Source organism: Geodermatophilus aquaeductus, assembly GCF_900182545.1.
Lineage (GTDB): Bacteria > Actinomycetota > Actinomycetes > Mycobacteriales > Geodermatophilaceae > Geodermatophilus > Geodermatophilus aquaeductus.
This window is the reverse complement of record NZ_FXTJ01000002.1, coordinates 758,467-771,570: the sequence shown is the minus strand read 5'-3', so window position 1 is coordinate 771,570 and position 13,104 is coordinate 758,467. Positions and strand designations below refer to the sequence as shown.

Below are 13,104 nucleotides of genomic sequence, written 5' to 3'. Positions count from 1 at the left end.
TCCGAGACACCCGGCAGTTCGGGATCGGGCTTCCACGACCGCGCCCGCGCCCCCGGCGTGCCCGGCGCCGGGTCGTCGTCATCGGGTGAGTCGTCCGCGAGACCCAGGATCAGCTCGGCCTCGTAGGCGGCGGTCCGCGCCTTGAGGGCCTGCAGTCGCTGCAGCTCCGCGGCCTTCTGCTCGCGCGACAGCAGCGCCACCGGCAGCCGCCGGAAGGGCGCGGGCCGCTCGACGAGCCAGCCCGCCAGCGCACGCTCCACGAGCGACCCGGCTACCTCCTCCACGACCTCGAACCTACGGAAGGGGTACGACAGTTTCCGCAGGTCAGCCGGGCGACGAGGAATCGGTGAGGTCGCGTGTCGAGGACCGCATACGGTGCCCGGGTGATCGAGGTGGGTGCACGGCGTCGCGATCAGCCGGCGCCGCCGCACGTGGTCTACGAGGCGCTGACCGAGCCGAACCGCGACCCCGCCCGGCCGTGGCTGCTACTCCTCGATGACGAGCGGCGCCCCGACGTCGTCGAGGCCGAGCCGGACCTGGTGGTGTGGTCGTCGTTGTGGGACCGCAGACCGGACGCGCGGATCCGCTTCGAGCTGAGGCGTGATCGCGAGGGGCACGGCACGGACCTGCGCTGGGTGCTGCTCGTCGAGGAACCGTCCCCGGACGCCTCGCTGCTGGGCCACATGCGTCGGCGGATCAACGAGCTGGTCAACGCCAACCTGCGGTACACGTTCGGCGGGTAGGTCAGGACCGGCCGTCAGGCCGCGAGCGACTCCGCGGGCTCTTCGGCCGCGACGGCGGTCGGCGTCCGCGGCCGTGACAGCCGCAGCCCCACCGCGGCGACCACCGCCAGCACGATGACGACCACGCCGTAGACCTCCGCGACCACCCGCAGTCCCAGCGTGTTCACTGCCAGGCCGGCGACGATCGCCGGGATGCTGAAGGCCAGGTAGCCGACGACGAAGATGCTCGACAGCAGGCCCGCGCGGTGACCCGGCGAGACGCCCGCGGTCACGGTGGCCACGGAGCCGAGGAAGGCCGCGCCGAAGCCGAGTCCGGCGATCCCCGCGGCGACGAAGAGGAGCCACAGCGTGCCGGTGGCCAGGGCGACCAGCAGCCCGACGACGGCGGTGGCGAACACGACGCAGCCGCCGGCCATGGCCCGGCGCGGAGCGAGGTCGCGGGCCAGCACGGCGCCGACGGCGGCCGTGCCCTGCATGCAGAGGATCAGCAGACTCCCGACCAGGTGGTCCTCGACGCCGAAGACGCCGGCGGTCAGCGACGGGCCGAGGGAGAGCACCAGCCCGCCCATCGCCCACAGCGCGACCAGGGCGGGGGTCGCGACGAGGAACGCCCGCCGCTGCGGCCGGGGCACCTCGACGCGCGGGCGCAGCGAGGCGAGCGCGCCGGGCAGCCGCGGCGAGGTCTCCGGGAGCGCCCAGGCCAGGACCGCGCCGAGCACGAACACGACGGTCAGCACGCCGAACACCCACGGCGTCGGGCTGACGATCGTCTCGATGGCCAGGCCCGCGCCGACGGCGCCGAGCGACAGCCCGAGGCCGGGGGAGACGCTGTTGAGCAGCGGGCCGAGCGGCCGGTCGCGGCGCTGCAGGTCGAGCAGGGCCGCACCCAGCGAGCCGGTCAGCGCGCCGGTGGACAGCCCCTGCAGGACGCGGGCGGCCAGCAGCCAGCCGACGCCGTCGGCGGCGAGGAAGACCACCATCGCCACCGCCTGCAGCAGCAGCGCCCCGGCGAGCACCGGCCGCCGACCGACGTGGTCGGACAGGCTGCCCACCACGAGCAGCGCGGCCAGCAGCGCGAAGGCGTAGATGCCGAACACCAGGGTCAGGACGCCGGAGCCGAAACCGAACTGCTCCTGGTAGACGCGGTAGAGCGGCGACGGGACGCCGGAGGCGGCCAGCACCAGCACGAGGAGTCCGGCCACCGACCAGAACGCGAGCGGGCGGGAGAGTCGGGGCACGCAAGGAGGCAAGGCACCCCGCGGGCCGGTTGTTCCCCGCAACGGTGTGTCAGCCGGGATACCGCCGCGGCGTGTACACCTGCCCGGCCGTCGTGACCCGCGTCTGCGAGGACCCGACGAGCAGCAGGCACCGCATGTCCACCGTCTCCGGGTCGAGGTCGCCGAGCGTGGTCACCCGGACCTCCTCCTCCGGCCCGCCGACGTCGCGGCCGACGACGACCACCGTCTCCGGCTCGCGCACCTCGCGCAGCGCGTCGAGCGCCTTCGCCAGCTGGTGCGGGCGGGCCTTCGACCGCGGGTTGTACAGCGCGAGGACGAGGTCGGCCGCCGCCGCGGACCGCAGCCGGTCGAGGACGACGTCGAGCGGCTTGAGCACGTCGGAGAGGCTGATGACGGCGAAGTCGTGGCCCAGGGGCGCGCCGACGCGGGAGGCCACCGCCTGCGCCGCGGTCAGCCCGGGCAGCACCCGCACCCGGACGCCGGCGTGCTCGGGACGGGCGGCCACCTCGAGCACCGCCGCGGCCATGGCGAAGACGCCGGGGTCGCCACTGGAGACCACCGCGACCCGCCGTCCGGACGCGGCCAGCTCCAGGGCGTGCGCGGCCCGCTCGGCCTCCACCCGGTTGTCGCTCGGGTGGCGGGTCTGGCGCGGGTTGGCCGGCACGCGGTCGAGGTAGGGGCCGTAGCCCACGAGGTCGTCGGCGCAGGCGAGGGCGTCGGCGGCCTCGGGGGTGGTCCACCCGCGGGCGCCGGGGCCCAGGCCCACGACGACCACCTCGCCGGCCTGCGCTCCAGGCTCCACCGCGTCGGGCGAGGGGCCCGGAGTCGGCCCGGTCAGCGGCGAGGGCAGCAGCGCCAGCGAGAAGTACGGGACGGTGGCCGGGTCGACGTCGGCCAGTGGGGCGACCCGCTGCCGGTCGGTGGTGGCCCGCTCCACGTAGAGCGCGCGGTCGAGGACGCCGGCGGCGTCGAACGCCTCGCGGACCTGCTCGAACGTGCGGCCGAGCTTCATCACCGCGGCGGAGTCCGTCGTGGCCAGCCACTCGGCCAGCTCGTCGGCGGGCAGCGTGCCGGGCAGCACGGTGAGCACCTCGTCGCGCTCCACCAGCGGCCGCCCGACCACCGCCGCGGCGCCGCTGACGCTGGTCACGCCGGGCACCACCTCGGTCGGGTAGCGGCGCGCGAGCCGCTTGTGCATGTGCATGTAGGAGCCGTAGAAGAACGGGTCCCCCTCGGCGAGCACGACGACGTCGCGGCCGGCGTCGAGGTGCGCGGCCAGCCGCGCCGCGGCCGCCTCGTAGAACTCGTCGATGGCGCCCTGGTAGCCGCCGGGGTGATCGGTGGTCTCGGTGGTCACCGGGTAGACCAGCAGCTCCTCGACCTGGCCCTCGCGCAGGTAGGGCGCGGCCAGCGCGCGGGCCACCGAGCGGCCGTGCCGCGCGGCGTGGAAGGCGACGACGTCGGCGGCGCCGATGAGCCGGGCGGCCTTGACCGTGACCAGCTCGGGGTCGCCGGGGCCCAGCCCGACGCCGTACAGGCGCCCGGTCACCGGGCCCCTCCGGCGGCAGGAATGGCCATGTCTGACGTCCCTGCGCTCACTCGACGTCGCTCGCGATCGCGTTGACGGCGGCCGCGGTGATGGCGCTGCCGCCGCGGCGGCCGCGCACCACGAGGGAGTCCAGGTCGGAGGCGGCCAGGGCCTCCTTGGACTCCGCGGCGCCGATGAAGCCGACCGGGATGCCGAGGACGGCGGCCGGGCGCGGGGCGCCGGCGGCGACCATCTCGAGCAGGTGGAACAGCGCGGTGGGCGCGTTGCCGATGGCGACGACGGCGCCGTCGAGCCGGTCGCGCCACAGCTCCAGCGCCGCGGCGGTGCGGGTGGTGCGCAGGTCGGCGGCCAGGCCCGGGACCCGCGGGTCGTTCAGCGTGCAGACGACGTCGTTGTCCTTCGGCAGCCGGCGCCGGGTCACGCCCGAGGCGACCATCTGCGCGTCGCACAGGACGGGGGCGCCGGCGTCGAGGGCCTCGCGGGCGCGCCGGACGACGTCGGGACTGGCCGCCACGTCGGCGACCAGGTCGACCTGGCCGCAGGCGTGGATCATCCGGACCACCACCCGCGCGAGGTCCTCGGGCAGGCCGGTGAGATCTGCCTCGGCGCGGATCGTCGCGAACGACTGCCGGTAGATCTCGGCGCCGTCCTTCTCGTAGTCGTACATCGGCTGCGAGGCTACGGCCCGGCCGGACGGGGTAGCGCGGGCACATGGCCCTCCCCCGTCTGCTCGTCCTCGTGCTGGCCGGTGGTGCCGGTGGCCGTCTCCAGCTGCTCACCGAGCACCGCGCCAAGCCCGCCGTGCCCTTCGCCGGCGTCTACCGGCTCATCGACTTCCCGCTGAGCAACTGCCAGCACTCGGGGATCCCCGACGTGTGGATCTCGATCCAGCAGCACCCGACGTCGCTGGCCGACCACCTGGCCAACGGGCGGCCGTGGGACCTCGACCGCACCACCGGCGGGCTGATGACGCTGCCGCCGTTCCAGGGCACCGAGCGCGGCGGGTGGAACACCGGCACGGCCAACTCGTTGTGGCGGCAGGCCGAGCTGATCCGCGGGTTCGGTGCCGACGCGCTCGTCGTGGTCAGCGCCGACGCCGTCTACGAGCTCGACTACCGGGAGGTCGCCGAGGCCCACCTGCAGTCCGGCGCCGAGGTGACGATGGTGACCACCGAGGTCGCCGCCGACGACGCCGCCCGCTACGGGATCGTCGAGGTCGACGGCGACCGGGTCACCGGCTACGCCTACAAGCCCGACGAGCCCGCGACCACCACGGCCACCAACGAGGTGTTCGTGTTCAGCCCCGGCCCGACGCTCGACCGGCTCGAGCAGCTGCAGTCCGAGGTCGGCGAGGAGGGGCTCGAGGACCTCGGCACCCACCTGCTGCCGGCGCAGACGCAGGACGGCCTGGCCCGGGCGTACCCGCTGAAGGGCTACTGGCGCGACGTCGGCACGGTCGACTCGTACTGGGAGGCGCACCAGGAGTTCCTGTCCGAGGAGCCGCCGATCGACCTCGACGCCGAGGCCTGGCCGATCCACACCCGCGGCGGCCGGCACAGCGCGGCCCGGGTGCTCGACGACGGCCAGATCGAGAACAGCCTGCTCTCCGGCGGCACGCGGGTCTCGGGCAACGTGCGCGGCTCGGTGCTGTCGCCGGGCGTGGTGGTCGAGGCCGGGGCGACCGTCGTGGACTCGGTGCTGCTGCCCGGTGTCCGCGTGCGCGCGGGCGCGACGGTGACCCGCTCGGTCGTCGACGACCGGGTCGACGTCGGGCGGGGGGCCACAGTGGGCGGCGACGGGGACGTCACGCTGGTCGGCCGGGCGGTGACCGTCGCCGAGGGCACCGAGGTCCCCGCGGGCGCCCGGTACCCCGATCCCGAGGAGGACTAGGAGACGCGGTAGCCGTCGGCCGTGGCGACGACGTCGAGGACCTCGCCGCGCGGCCGGCCGCAGCGGCGCTCGCACCCGGCCCAGTGCACGCGCGTCTCGTCGGGCACCGCGCCGGACGCCACCGCGGCGGCGGCGTCGGCGCGCACGTCGGCCAGCGACCTCGCGCAGCCGGGCCGGCCGGCGCACGCGGTCACCCGCGCCCACGGGCTGGCGGCGTCGAACACCATCCCGGTGCGGTGCAGGTCGACGGCCGCGTCGTCGACACGGTCCTCGGCGAGGTCGGGCACCACGACGCTGCGCCACGGCGTCAGCTGGACCTCCCCGGTGAGCGAGGCCAGCAGCTCGGCCTGGCCGGCGGCGATCCGGCCCAGCGGGACGACACCGATCAGCGCCGTCCGCCCGTCGGCCTGCGTCTCCGCGCCGACCGGGCCGAGCGACGGCGCGGGCGGGACGGCGACCGGCGCGGACCGGGCACCGCCGAGGCGGGCGGCCACGCGGGCCGCGACGCGGGCAGGGCCGTCGTCGAGCTCGGCCAGCCGCCAGGCGGTGCCGCCCTGGGCGTCGCGCTCGGCGAGGAACGCGCGGGTGGCCGTGAGCAGCAGGCCGACGGCGTCGGAGGGGCCGGTGCGCAGCCCGCTGTCCTCGCCGGCGAGCAGCAGGGCCACCGACGACGGCGACATCGCGAGCAGCCCGACGTCGCCGCCGAGTCCGGACACGTCGCCGCGGCCGTCGTCGAGCGTGGCGAGGTAGCGGCCGGGCAGCGCGGCGAGGGCCGGGTCGGCGAGCAGGCCGGCGTCGAGCGCCGCCACCCACGGGCGGGCGTCGAGCAGCCCGCCGGCACGGCCGGTGAGCGCGCTGGCCAGCACGTTGCGCACCCGCTCGTGCGTCTCGCTCGGCAGCAGGCCCGCGGCGGCCAGCCGGTCGCCGAGCTCGCGGGCCGCGCCGGGCGCCAGGCCGCGCAGCTGCAGGTTGCCCCGGCTGGTCATCTCCAGCGCGCCGTCGCCGAGGTCCCGCGCGGCGGCGGCGAGCGCCCGCAGCTGGGCGGCGGTCAGCAGGCCGCCGGGCACCCGCACGCGGGCGAGCTCGCCGTCGGCGGCGGAGTGCGTCTGGAGCGCGCCGGGACAGGCGTCGGCGCGCAGGCGGGGGCTGGTCATCGCGCCAGCGAGGCTACGTCGCCCGGGGGCCCGACGACGCCAGGACCTCGGCCGCCAGCTCGGCGGCCATCGGGTGAACGAAGAGCCCCGGCAGCCCCCCGGTGTGCACGAACACGGTCGGCTCGCCCGGGCGGATCGACCCGTCGGCGACCGCGGCGGCCAGCCCGGCCAGCGCCTTGGCCGTGTAGACCGGGTCGAGCAGCAGGCCCTCCGTGCGGGCCGCCGTGCGCAGCGCGGCCCCGGCCGACTCCGTGGGCGCGCCGTAGCCGCCGCCCACCTGGTCCCGCCGGAGCCGCAGGCCGGACGCGTCGCCTCCCAGCGCCGTGACCAGCGCGGCCACCCGCTCGACCGGGTCGGGCACCGCGCCGGTGTCCACGCCGAGCACCCGGTCGGCGCCCAGCCCGGCGACGAGCCCGGCCATCGTGCCCCCGGAGCCGACCGCGACGACGACGTGCCGGGCTCCGGGCGCCTGCTCCTCCAGCTCGGCCGCGCAGGCCAGGTAGCCGCGCGCGCCGGTCGCCGACGAGCCGCCCAGCGGCAGCACCGCGGGCGCCTCACCGGCGGCACGCAGCTCCGCGGCCACCTCCGCCACGCGGGCGTCGACGTCGGCGGGGTCCGGGACGACGACGACCCGTGCGCCGAGCGCGCCCTCCAGCGCGAGGTTGCCGGGCCGGTCCTCCGCCGGCGTGCCGCCGAGGACGAGGACGGCGCGCAGCCCCAGCCGGGCGGCGGCCGCGGCGGTCATCCGCGCGTGGTTGCTCTGCACGCCGCCCTGCGTCACGAGGACCGTGGCGCCGTCGCCCACCGCCTCGGCGACCAGGTGCTCGAGCTTGCGCACCTTGTTGCCGCCGCCGAGATCGGTGAGGTCGTCGCGCTTGACCGCCAGGTCCCCGGGACGCAGACCGAGCGCCGCGGACAACCGCGGCGCCCGGTCGAGCGGGGTGGGCCAGTGCGAGAGCGGAACGGTCACCCGGGGATCGTGCCGCTCCGAGGGTCAGGCGTCCCGGCGGGCGCGGTCGAAGGACATCCAGATCGCGCGGCGCTCCTTGCGGCTGGTGACCTGGGACATCGCGGCGACGCGGCGGCGCTGGTCGAAGGTCGCGATGTGCTGGACGACGGCGACCTCGGCCTCGCGCATGGCCCGCTCGGCGGCGAAGTCGGCCGGCGTCGAGGGGTACTCGTCGGGGGAGACGGGCGGGACGTCGTCGCTGGTGTCGCGGGCGTAGGGGCTGTCGGAGGGCAGGTTGCCGCTGACCCGGCCGTAGGCGCCGAGCATGAGCAGCACCAGGCCGGCGACGACGGAGAAGGCGACGTTGCTGATGCGGAAGGCGAGGAAGTTCCAGCTGGTGTTGAGCACGGCCAGGTTGGCCAGCGCCGAGACCAGGAACAGCACGCCGATGACGATCATCACCGTCGAGGCGACCCGCGGGCCGCGCAGCGCGGCGGCGACCAGCACCACCGCGGTGACCAGCGAGATCACCGACAGCAGGCCGTTCGACGACAGGCCGAGGACGCGCTCGCCGTCGGTGGAGAAGAAGTCCAGGCCGTTGAGCAGGCCCAGGATGCCGAAGACGGCGATGACCCCCGCCACGGCGAAGGCGCCGATGCGCTGGACGGTGTAGACGCGGTTGCCGCCGCTAGGGGAGTCCCCGGTGTCGCGCGCCCGCTCGGTCTCAGGGGGTGCGGTCGGGGCGGGGGTGGAGGTGGGGGTCGCCGGCGTGCGGTCGGCCGTCCGCTTCCGGGGCAGGGACAGGGCCACGGCGTGCTCCTCGTGTCGGGTGGTGCTGACACCGGTTGTTCCCAATCCGGTCGTGTCCGGATGCACCGCGTTCCGGACTTTCCCCGACCGCATGTCGGCCGGGCGTGTCGTGATCTCCGCCGGGAAGAGCGGGCGCCCCGTTCCCGTTCAGCCGGCGTGACCCGACCCTTCGAGACCGACCTGCACTCCGACTTCCTGCGCGCCGACCTGTTCTTCTCCATGGGGCAGCCGGTCGAGGCCGCGCGCGTCCTCGAGCCGCTGGTGGCGGCCGAGCCGGCCAACGAGGCGGCGCTGGAGCTCCTGGCGCGCAGCTACTTCGGCGCGGCCCAGCTGCAGAAGGCGGAGGAGGCGCTGCGCCGGCTGGTCGAGCTGGCGCCGGCCAACGGGTGGGCCCGGCGGGCGCTGGCGCGCACGCTGGAGCGGCAGAGCCGCCGGGACGAGGCCGTTCCCCACCACCGGATGGCCGACGCGCTCGGCGCGGAGTGACGGCGCCTGACCGTTCTTGCCGGAACCGCGGAGGATCTTGACCTCCAGTTCACGTGAGGTCCTAGCGTCGCCGGCGTGAGCATGGAGATGACGGCGTGGTCGGCGCTCTCGCGGGCCACGCACGCCCGCGACGACCGGCGCGGGATCTCCCGCGCCACCCTGCGGCGGGTGATGACCTACGCGCGGCCGCACCGCGGGCGCATCGCCGCGTTCGTGGCGGTCGGCGTGGTCGAGGCGGTGCTCGCGGTGGCCACCCCGCTGCTGGCGGGCCGGGTGGTGAACACGATCGTCGGCGGCGGGAGCACCTCGACCGTCGTCGGCCTGGCCTTCCTCATCGCCGGGATCGCCCTCGCCGGGACGGCGCTGGGCCTGCTCGGCCGGTGGCTGTCGTCCACGCTCGGCGAGGGGCTGATCCTCGACCTGCGCACCGCCGTCTTCGACCACGTGCAGCGGATGCCGGTCGCCTTCTTCACCCGGACCCGCACCGGCGCGCTGGTGTCCCGCCTCAACAACGACGTCCTCGGGGCCCAGCGCGCCTTCAGCGACACCCTGTCGGGGATCGTCAGCAACACCGTCACGCTGCTGCTCGCGCTCGCGGCGATGCTGACGCTGTCCTGGCAGGTCACCGTCCTGGCGCTGCTCCTGCTGCCGGTGTTCCTGCTCCCCGCCCGCCGGATCGGCCGCCAGCTCGCCGGCCTGCAGCGGGTGGCCGCGGAGTCCAACGCGGCGATGACCGGGCAGACGACGGAGCGCTTCTCCGCGCCCGGCGCCACGCTGGTCAAGCTCTACGGCCGTCCCGACGCCGAGTCGGTCCGCTTCGCCGCCCGGGCGCGGGCGGTCCGCGACGTCGGCGTGCGGACGGCGATGGTGCAGTGGGCCTTCATCAGCGCGCTCACGCTGGTGTCGGCGCTGGCGCTCGCGCTGGTCTACGGCCTGGGCGGCACCTACGCGCTGGCCGGCTCGCTCGACCCGGGCGCCGTCGTCGCGCTGGCCCTGCTGCTCACCCGGCTGTACGCGCCGCTGACCGCGCTGGCCAGCGCGCGGGTCGACGTCGCCTCGGCCGTCGTCAGCTTCGAGCGGGTCTTCGAGGTGCTCGACCTCGTGCCGCTGGTCCGGGAGCGCCCGGACGCCCGCGAGGTGCCCGCCGGCCCGGTGTCGGTGGAGCTCGACGGCGTCACCTTCGCCTACCCCTCGGCCGACCGGGTCTCGCTGGCCTCGCTGGAGGACGTCGCCCGGCTCGACGGCCGCGGCGGCGTCGACGTCCTGCACGACGTCTCCTTCGCCGTGCAGCCGGGCCAGGTCGTCGCGCTGGTCGGTTCCTCGGGCGCCGGCAAGTCCACGATCGCCTCGTTGGTGCCGCGCCTCTACGACGCCGACGCCGGAGCGGTGCGGCTGGGCGGCGTCGACGTGCGCGACCTGACCGCCGCCTCGATCCGGCGCACCGTCGGCGTGGTCACCCAGGACGGGCACCTGTTCCACGAGTCGCTGCGGGACAACCTGCTGCTGGCCGCGCCCGAGGCGACCGACGACGACCTGTGGGACGCCCTCACCCGCGCCCGGCTGGCCGACCTCGTCCGCGCGCTGCCCGACGGGCTGGACACCGTGGTGGGCGAGCGCGGCTACCGCTTCTCCGGCGGCGAGCGGCAGCGGCTGACCATCGCCCGGCTGCTGCTGGCCCGCCCGCGCGTGGTGCTGCTCGACGAGGCCACCGCCCACCTCGACGCGACGAGCGAGGCCGCGGTGCAGGAGGCCCTGGACGAGGCGCTCGAGGGGCGGACGGCGATCGTCATCGCGCACCGGCTCTCGACCGTGCGCGCGGCCGACTGCATCCTCGTGCTGGAGGGCGGCCGCGTCGTCGAGCGCGGCCGGCACGAGGAGCTGCTGACCCTCGGCGGGCGCTACGCCGAGCTGTACCGCACCCAGTTCGGTCAGCCGGTCGCCGCCTGAGCTCAGCCGGCGGGGGAGAGTCGCACCACGGCGATCCGCCGGGACACCTTCGCCTGGTAGCCGTCGTAGCCGTCGAAGTGGGCCATCAGCGCCGCCCACAGCCGGTCGCGCTCGGGGCCGTCCACCTCGGCGGCGGTGACCGCCCACCGCCGGCCGCGGACCTCCACCTCCCCGTGCGGGTGGGCCCGCAGGTTCAGCCACCACTGCGGCTCGGTGTCGATGCCGCCGTTGGACGCCGCGACGACGACGTCCGCGCCGTCGCGGACGTGGATCAGGGGGGTGGTGCGTGGCTGCCCGGACACCCGCCCGCGGCAGGTCACCAGGACGACGTCGCCGCCGCGGAACCGGTTGCCCAGCCGGCCGCCGGTGCGGCGCAGCAGCGCGGTGTGCAGCGCCGCCACCCGCCGGGACAGGACCGTGGCCGCGCGGTCGGCGCGGGACAGGACCGCGGTCACCGGGTGGTCCCGAACAGACGAGCGTCGGCGCGGGCGGCGCGGCGGCCGAGGAGGCGGGCGACGGCGAGCAGCGCGGGGTGCGGGAGGGGGAGGCGGGCCACGGCGTCGTCGGGGATCGCGGAGGTCACCCAGCCGAGCGCGCCGACGGCGTCGCGCGGGCCGTACTCCTCCGCGAACACCTCGCGGTCGAGGCGGTCCCAGTCCTCCGGGGTGAGGTGTTGCTGCACCAAGGTCATCCCGTCGCTCTCCTCGTGCGCGAGGTGGGCGGCCAGCCCGTCGCGCAGCGCCACCACCTGCGCGGCGAGCTCCGCCCGGGCCGCCTCGCTCCCGCGGCCGGCGGCCAGCGCCCCGAGGCCCGCGGTGACGGCGGCCAGCGCCGGGTCGATGCCGGCGTGCTCGGCCTCCAGCGCGTCGAGGACGCCCGCGTCGGCGCCGCGCTCGGCCAGCAGTGGCCACAGCCCCGCGTCCTCGCCCAAGTGGTGCTTGTGCAGGTAACCGGCGAACCGCGCGAAGCGGCGGGCCAGCCGCCGCCACCGGCGCCGGTCGCCGACGGCCACGGTGGGGACGACGGCGGCGAAGGCGTCCAGGTCCCGCCGGAAGGCACGGTGCATCAGGTACATGGCGGCGAGGTCGATCGGCCCGTCGGGCGCGGCGGCCTGGCCCTCGAGCCGGATCTGGACGGGGTGGTCGGACGTGACGGTCACGGGGTGGCCCTTTCGGGTTAAGTACCGGTCAATCGAATAGCGGCACGGTAGGGTGAACCGGTGTCCGAGGGCAAGAGGGTCTACCGCTCCGACCTGCGCCAGGAGCAGGCGCGGCGCACGCGGGTCCAGGTGCTCGACGCGGCCACCCGCTGCTTCGTCGAGCGGGGGTACGCCGCCACGACGATGCGGGAGATCGCCGCGGCCGCCGGGGTCTCGGTCCCCACCGTCTTCGCGCAGGGCGGCAAGGCCGCGCTGCTGCTCGCCTGCGTCGACCGGGCCCTCGTGGGGTCCGACGAGGACCGCCCCGTCCGGGAGCTCGGCCCCTTCGCCGAGCTGCTCACGGCGGCCGACCGGCCCGCCCGGCTGGCCGCCCTGCACCGGCTGGCGTCGGAGAGCGCGGCCGGCACCCTCGAGATGCAGGACGTGTTCGCGGCCGCCGCCGCGGCCGATCCGGAGGTCGCCGCCCCCTACGCGGCCTACGAGCGACGGCGCCGCGCCGACGTGACGCTCCTCGTGCGCGCCTTCGCCGACGACCTGCGCGCCGACCTCGACCTGGAGTCCGCCGTCGACGTCGTCTGGTCGGTGCTGTCCCCGCAGACGCAGTCCCGGCTCATCCGCGGGTGCGGCTGGCCGCCGCAGCGCTACGCCGACTGGCTGCCCGGCGCCGTCGAGCGGCTGCTGCTGCGCTGATCCGTCGTCCCCGCCTGGCAGGGTGCCGCCCGTGCCCACGCTCGACGAGGTGACCGCTGCCGTCCGCGCCGCCTGGTGCCTGGAGACCTGCGACCCGGCCGACGTGGCCGACTGGTCGGAGGGCAACCGCGCCCGCGGTCAGTGCGGGCCCACCGCGCTGGTCCTGCACGACCTGTTCGGCGGCGACCTGCTGCTGGCCGAGGTGCTGTACCCCGACGGGTCGCGGCAGGGCGTGCACTGGTGGAACCGGCTGCCCGACGGCCGCGAGGTCGACCTCACCCTCGGGCAGTTCGCGCCCACCGAGGTGGTGCAGGCGCCGCGGGTCGTCGTCCGCCCCGAGGGCCTGCCGGGTTACGCCGCCGAGCAGTACCTCCGGCTGCGCTCGGCGGTCCTCACGCGCATCGGCGAGCTGCCCGGCTAGCCCGCGGGAGTCGACCTGCGGCAACGGGACGGGACCGTCCGGCGGGGGGCCGGGTGCACGGGGCACCG

The 13,104-nt window shown here is 76.2% G+C and carries 14 protein-coding genes and 1 pseudogene; 6 read left to right on the top strand and 9 right to left on the bottom strand.

Annotation, left to right across the window (positions count from 1 at the left end; translation table 11 throughout):
- Positions 1-284 (bottom strand): annotated as a pseudogene (locus tag FN207_RS08870) (HNH endonuclease); the annotation flags it as partial.
- A gap of 99 nt (positions 285-383) precedes the next feature.
- Here FN207_RS08870 and FN207_RS26900 point away from each other — a divergent pair.
- Positions 384-743 (top strand): hypothetical protein, encoded by a 360-nt coding sequence (locus tag FN207_RS26900; protein WP_142458074.1) that lies wholly within the window; start codon positions 384-386, stop codon positions 741-743.
- Between the two features lie 14 nt (positions 744-757).
- Here FN207_RS26900 and FN207_RS08860 read toward each other — a convergent pair whose 3' ends face one another.
- From FN207_RS08860 to FN207_RS08850, 3 genes are read right to left on the bottom strand one after another with little or no spacing between them, the layout of a single operon-like run.
- Complete coding sequence (locus tag FN207_RS08860) at positions 758-1,981, bottom strand: MFS transporter (RefSeq protein WP_142458073.1); 1,224 nt, start codon at positions 1,979-1,981, stop codon at positions 758-760.
- Between the two features lie 49 nt (positions 1,982-2,030).
- Entirely contained in the window at positions 2,031-3,530 is a 1,500-nt protein-coding gene (locus FN207_RS08855; RefSeq protein WP_142458072.1) for a precorrin-2 C(20)-methyltransferase, read from the bottom strand.
- Positions 3,531-3,576: 46 nt separating this feature from the next.
- Positions 3,577-4,197, bottom strand: coding sequence for a precorrin-8X methylmutase (locus FN207_RS08850; protein WP_142458071.1), 621 nt, complete (start codon positions 4,195-4,197; stop codon positions 3,577-3,579).
- Between the two features lie 44 nt (positions 4,198-4,241).
- Between FN207_RS08850 and FN207_RS08845 the strand changes: the two genes are divergently transcribed.
- A complete protein-coding gene (locus tag FN207_RS08845) occupies positions 4,242-5,420 on the top strand; it encodes a glucose-1-phosphate adenylyltransferase family protein (RefSeq protein WP_142458070.1) in 1,179 nt (392 codons plus the stop codon).
- Here FN207_RS08845 and cobG read toward each other — a convergent pair.
- The 3 genes from cobG to FN207_RS08830 are packed head-to-tail and all read right to left on the bottom strand — an operon-like array spanning position 5,417 to position 8,333.
- The gene (gene cobG, locus FN207_RS08840) at positions 5,417-6,574 is read right to left on the bottom strand and encodes a precorrin-3B synthase (protein ID WP_142458069.1); all 1,158 of its coding nucleotides are present in this window, start codon (positions 6,572-6,574) and stop codon (positions 5,417-5,419) included. The two genes, FN207_RS08845 and cobG, sit on opposite strands and share 4 nt — an antisense overlap.
- A 13-nt stretch (positions 6,575-6,587) precedes the next feature.
- Entirely contained in the window at positions 6,588-7,544 is a 957-nt protein-coding gene (locus tag FN207_RS08835; protein ID WP_142458068.1) for a pyridoxal-phosphate dependent enzyme, read from the bottom strand.
- A 24-nt stretch (positions 7,545-7,568) separates the two neighbouring features.
- A complete protein-coding gene (locus tag FN207_RS08830) occupies positions 7,569-8,333 on the bottom strand; it encodes a DUF4383 domain-containing protein (protein ID WP_246065899.1) in 765 nt (254 codons plus the stop codon).
- Positions 8,334-8,489: 156 nt separating this feature from the next.
- Between FN207_RS08830 and FN207_RS26660 the strand changes: the two genes are divergently transcribed.
- Entirely contained in the window at positions 8,490-8,819 is a 330-nt protein-coding gene (locus tag FN207_RS26660) for a tetratricopeptide repeat protein (RefSeq protein WP_246065898.1), read from the top strand.
- Between the two features lie 81 nt (positions 8,820-8,900).
- Positions 8,901-10,766, top strand: coding sequence for an ABC transporter ATP-binding protein (locus FN207_RS08820; protein ID WP_221888119.1), 1,866 nt, complete (start codon positions 8,901-8,903; stop codon positions 10,764-10,766).
- Positions 10,767-10,768: 2 nt separating this feature from the next.
- Here FN207_RS08820 and FN207_RS08815 read toward each other — a convergent pair whose 3' ends face one another.
- Both FN207_RS08815 and FN207_RS08810 read right to left on the bottom strand, forming a co-directional pair.
- A complete protein-coding gene (locus FN207_RS08815; RefSeq protein ID WP_185938253.1) occupies positions 10,769-11,221 on the bottom strand; it encodes a nitroreductase family deazaflavin-dependent oxidoreductase in 453 nt (150 codons plus the stop codon).
- Positions 11,218-11,925, bottom strand: coding sequence for a hemerythrin domain-containing protein (locus FN207_RS08810; RefSeq protein ID WP_142458065.1), 708 nt, complete (start codon positions 11,923-11,925; stop codon positions 11,218-11,220). Before FN207_RS08810 ends, FN207_RS08815 begins: the two co-directional genes overlap by 4 nt.
- Before the next feature lie 60 nt (positions 11,926-11,985).
- Between FN207_RS08810 and FN207_RS26895 the strand changes: the two genes are divergently transcribed.
- Both FN207_RS26895 and FN207_RS08800 read left to right on the top strand, forming a co-directional pair.
- On the top strand, positions 11,986-12,615 hold the full coding sequence (locus FN207_RS26895) for a TetR/AcrR family transcriptional regulator (protein ID WP_142458064.1): 630 nt from the start codon (positions 11,986-11,988) through the stop codon (positions 12,613-12,615).
- 31 nt (positions 12,616-12,646) lie between these two features.
- Positions 12,647-13,036 (top strand): YunG family protein, encoded by a 390-nt coding sequence (locus FN207_RS08800; protein WP_221888101.1) that lies wholly within the window; start codon positions 12,647-12,649, stop codon positions 13,034-13,036.
- Positions 13,037-13,104: the final 68 nt, after the last annotated feature.